The sequence below is a fragment of the Candidatus Neomarinimicrobiota bacterium genome (genome assembly GCA_041862535.1).
Lineage (GTDB): Bacteria > Fidelibacterota > Marinisomatia > SCGC-AAA003-L08 > TS1B11.
On record JBGVTM010000279.1, the window covers coordinates 1 to 2678 of the forward strand.

4 protein-coding genes are annotated in these 2678 nt (G+C 57.4%); 3 read left to right on the forward strand and 1 reads right to left on the reverse strand.

The window, feature by feature from the left end; all coding sequences use genetic code 11:
• On the reverse strand, positions 1 to 537 hold a 537-nt coding region (locus ACETWG_10340; protein ID MFB0516982.1), incomplete at its 3' end, for a ParA family protein.
• 316 nt (positions 538 to 853) lie between these two features.
• Here ACETWG_10340 and ACETWG_10345 point away from each other — a divergent pair.
• The 3 genes from ACETWG_10345 (at position 854) to ACETWG_10355 (ending at position 2548) form a co-directional block, all read left to right on the forward strand.
• A complete protein-coding gene (locus ACETWG_10345; GenBank protein ID MFB0516983.1) occupies positions 854 to 1897 on the forward strand; it encodes an NAD-dependent epimerase/dehydratase family protein in 1044 nt (347 codons plus the stop codon).
• Between the two features lie 135 nt (positions 1898 to 2032).
• Positions 2033 to 2278: a type II toxin-antitoxin system prevent-host-death family antitoxin gene (locus ACETWG_10350; GenBank protein MFB0516984.1), complete on the forward strand. Its 246-nt coding sequence runs from the start codon at positions 2033 to 2035 to the stop codon at positions 2276 to 2278.
• A gap of 6 nt (positions 2279 to 2284) precedes the next feature.
• Complete coding sequence (locus ACETWG_10355; GenBank protein MFB0516985.1) at positions 2285 to 2548, forward strand: type II toxin-antitoxin system RelE/ParE family toxin; 264 nt, start codon at positions 2285 to 2287, stop codon at positions 2546 to 2548.
• Positions 2549 to 2678: the final 130 nt, after the last annotated feature.

The window sequence follows — 2678 nt, forward strand, 5'->3', positions numbered from 1 at the left end:
CAGATCTTTGTTCAGCTGCCGCTGGATGAGCCGGATAGTGCTGAGCAGCTGGGAGAGCCCCTCCAGGGCGTAATACTCGCACTGGATCGGAATGAGTACCGAGTCGGCCGCTGTCAGGCCATTCACGGTGAGCAGTCCCAGTGACGGCGGACAGTCGATGAAAATGTATTCATACTCACGGGTCATTTCGCTCAGGGCCCTCTTGAGAATGTACTCTCTGGCCAGCATGCCTACCAGCTCTACTTCGGCCCCAACCAGCTGATGGGTGGATGGCATCAGATCCAGGTATTCCAGCTGCGTCCTGACGATAGCCTCATCAAAGGTGGTGTTGTTGGTGAGAATATCGTAGATCGAGCGCTTGAAGGAGCCCATTTCCACCCCCACGCCGCTGGTGGCGTTGGCCTGGGGATCTATATCGACCAGCAACGTGGGTATTTCGCTGGCAGCCAGCCCAGCGGCCAGGTTCACCGCCGTGGTGGTCTTGCCCACCCCGCCCTTCTGGTTAGCAATAGTTATGATTTTAGAGTAATCAAACACGCGCTATTCGCCAGTAATATGACCTTACTTTTGCTGGGAAAGTTTACGTGTTAGGGCTTATCTGGTGCAAGGACGTCAAGCACTTCCTGCCGGCTTTCTCCGACGGACATCGGGGAGTAATATCTTGCTCCGTTTCGGGGGCAAATCTAAATTCGTTCCAATCCTTCACGCGATCAGGCTCTGGTCTAAAATTAAAGGCTACTAAGCAGCCAGCCGCGAAATTTTACATCAGGACTTCCACTCAATATGCTATTGACACTCAAACCACCAAATCCTGACTTTCGCCGCCTGAGCTTCAAGCCCCCGGCACTGCCTGATGCGTAGGCCAGCGATTCTCATCACCGGCGCCAACGGCGAAATCGGCCATGGTCTCATCACCGCCCTGTCCGAAGGACTCTCCTCGGAACCGAAACCGTCCAATAAACACTTCGTGGGCCTGGATATCGAAGAAATGGACCCGGCCATCAAGGAATACCTCTGGGAAAGCATCTCCGGCAACGTTCTGGATCGGACCATCCTGGACCGGATCAACAGTCAGTACGCGTTCTCGGCTATCTACCACCTGGCGGCTTTGCTGAGCACCAGGGCCGAGTTCTCCCCCGCCACCGCCCACCAGGTGAACGTGGATGGTACTCTCAACCTCCTGACCCTGGCGGTGGAACAGGCCCGCAGCCAGGGCCGGCCGGTGAAGTTCTTCTTTCCCAGCTCCATCGCCGTGTACGGGCTGGCCAGCCTGGAGGAGAAAAACCGGGCCGGCACCGTTACGGAGGATCAATACCTCTTCCCCCAGACCATGTACGGCTGCAACAAGCTCTACTGCGAAATGCTGGGTATCTACTACAGCCGGCATTATCAGCGCTTGACCGCGGAGGCCGGCACCGTCCGGGTGGACTTCCGCGCCATTCGCTTTCCCGGCCTGATCAGCGCCGTGACCGTCCCATCCGGGGGCACCTCGGACTACGCCCCGGAAATGCTCCACGCCGCCGCCCAGGGCAAGACCTATGACTGCTTCGTCCGCGAGGATACCACCCTTCCCTTCATGACCATGCCCGACGCCATCCAGGCGATCATCAAGCTCATGGATGCGCCCTGGGAATCCCTCACCCGGCTGGTCTACAACATCCGCGCGTTCAACCCCTCCGCAGCCCAGATGCGCGACCAGGTGCTGGCCGATTTCCCCGACGCCCGTATCGGCTTCGCCGTCAACCAGGCCCGCCAGGCCATGGTGGACAGCTGGCCCTCGGACGTCGACGATTCCGCTGCCCGCAATGACTGGGGCTGGCATCCGACCCATGACTTCGAGGGGGCCTTCGCCGACTACCTGATCCCCCACATCCGCGAACGCTACTGGCTCAAATAGCAAATCCTGGGCCTGATGGGAAAACTCTATCTACAACCCGAAAATCAATCGTTTCTTCCTTGACCTTGAGTTGAGCCTCGCTTATATTTGTACGAAAAATACCAATTGTACTTTTAGTACAGGAGAGAATAAAACGTGAATCGTTTGGCCACTAGTGAACTGCGCGAGGGCCTTGCCGATGCTCTGAATCGGGTCGCCTACCGTGGCGAGCGCATCCTCCTTCAACGTCGCGGCAAAGATGTCGCGGCATTGGTTCCTAAAGAGGACTTGGCCCTGCTGGAGGCCCTGGAAGACCACTCCGACGTTATCGCAACTCTCCAGGCCCTTAATGAACCTGGGGCCATTCCCTGGGAGAAAGTAAAGGAAGAGCTGGGATTATAGTCATCCGTGACCTACCGGATCGAACTGAAGCCCGCTGCTGTACGTGACCTCAAAAACGTTGCCAGGACCGATCAAAAGCGTATTGCCCGCAGGATCAATGCTCTGGCAGCGGACCCTCGCCCGCGCGGGTCACAAAAACTCAAACAGGCGCAAGACCTCCGGCGTATTATTGCCGGGGATTACCGCATCCTCTATCAGATTCAGGATAAGAACTCCCTGGTTGTCATTGCGCGCATCAGGCACCGCCGGGAAGTCTATCAGCAATTATAGCGGCCAATGAAATTGAGAGTCCCGGAAGGACGGGTGACATGGCCGCCCGCCAGGACTGGAACTGGCATCCGACCCATGACTTCGAGGCGGCCTTCGCCTACTACCTGATCCCCCTCATCCGCGAACGCTA

Coding starts and splice junctions, on each gene's coding strand:
- ACETWG_10345 (MFB0516983.1), top strand. CDS start 854: ATGCGTAGGCCAGCGATTCTCATCACCGGCGCCAACGGCGAAATCGGC.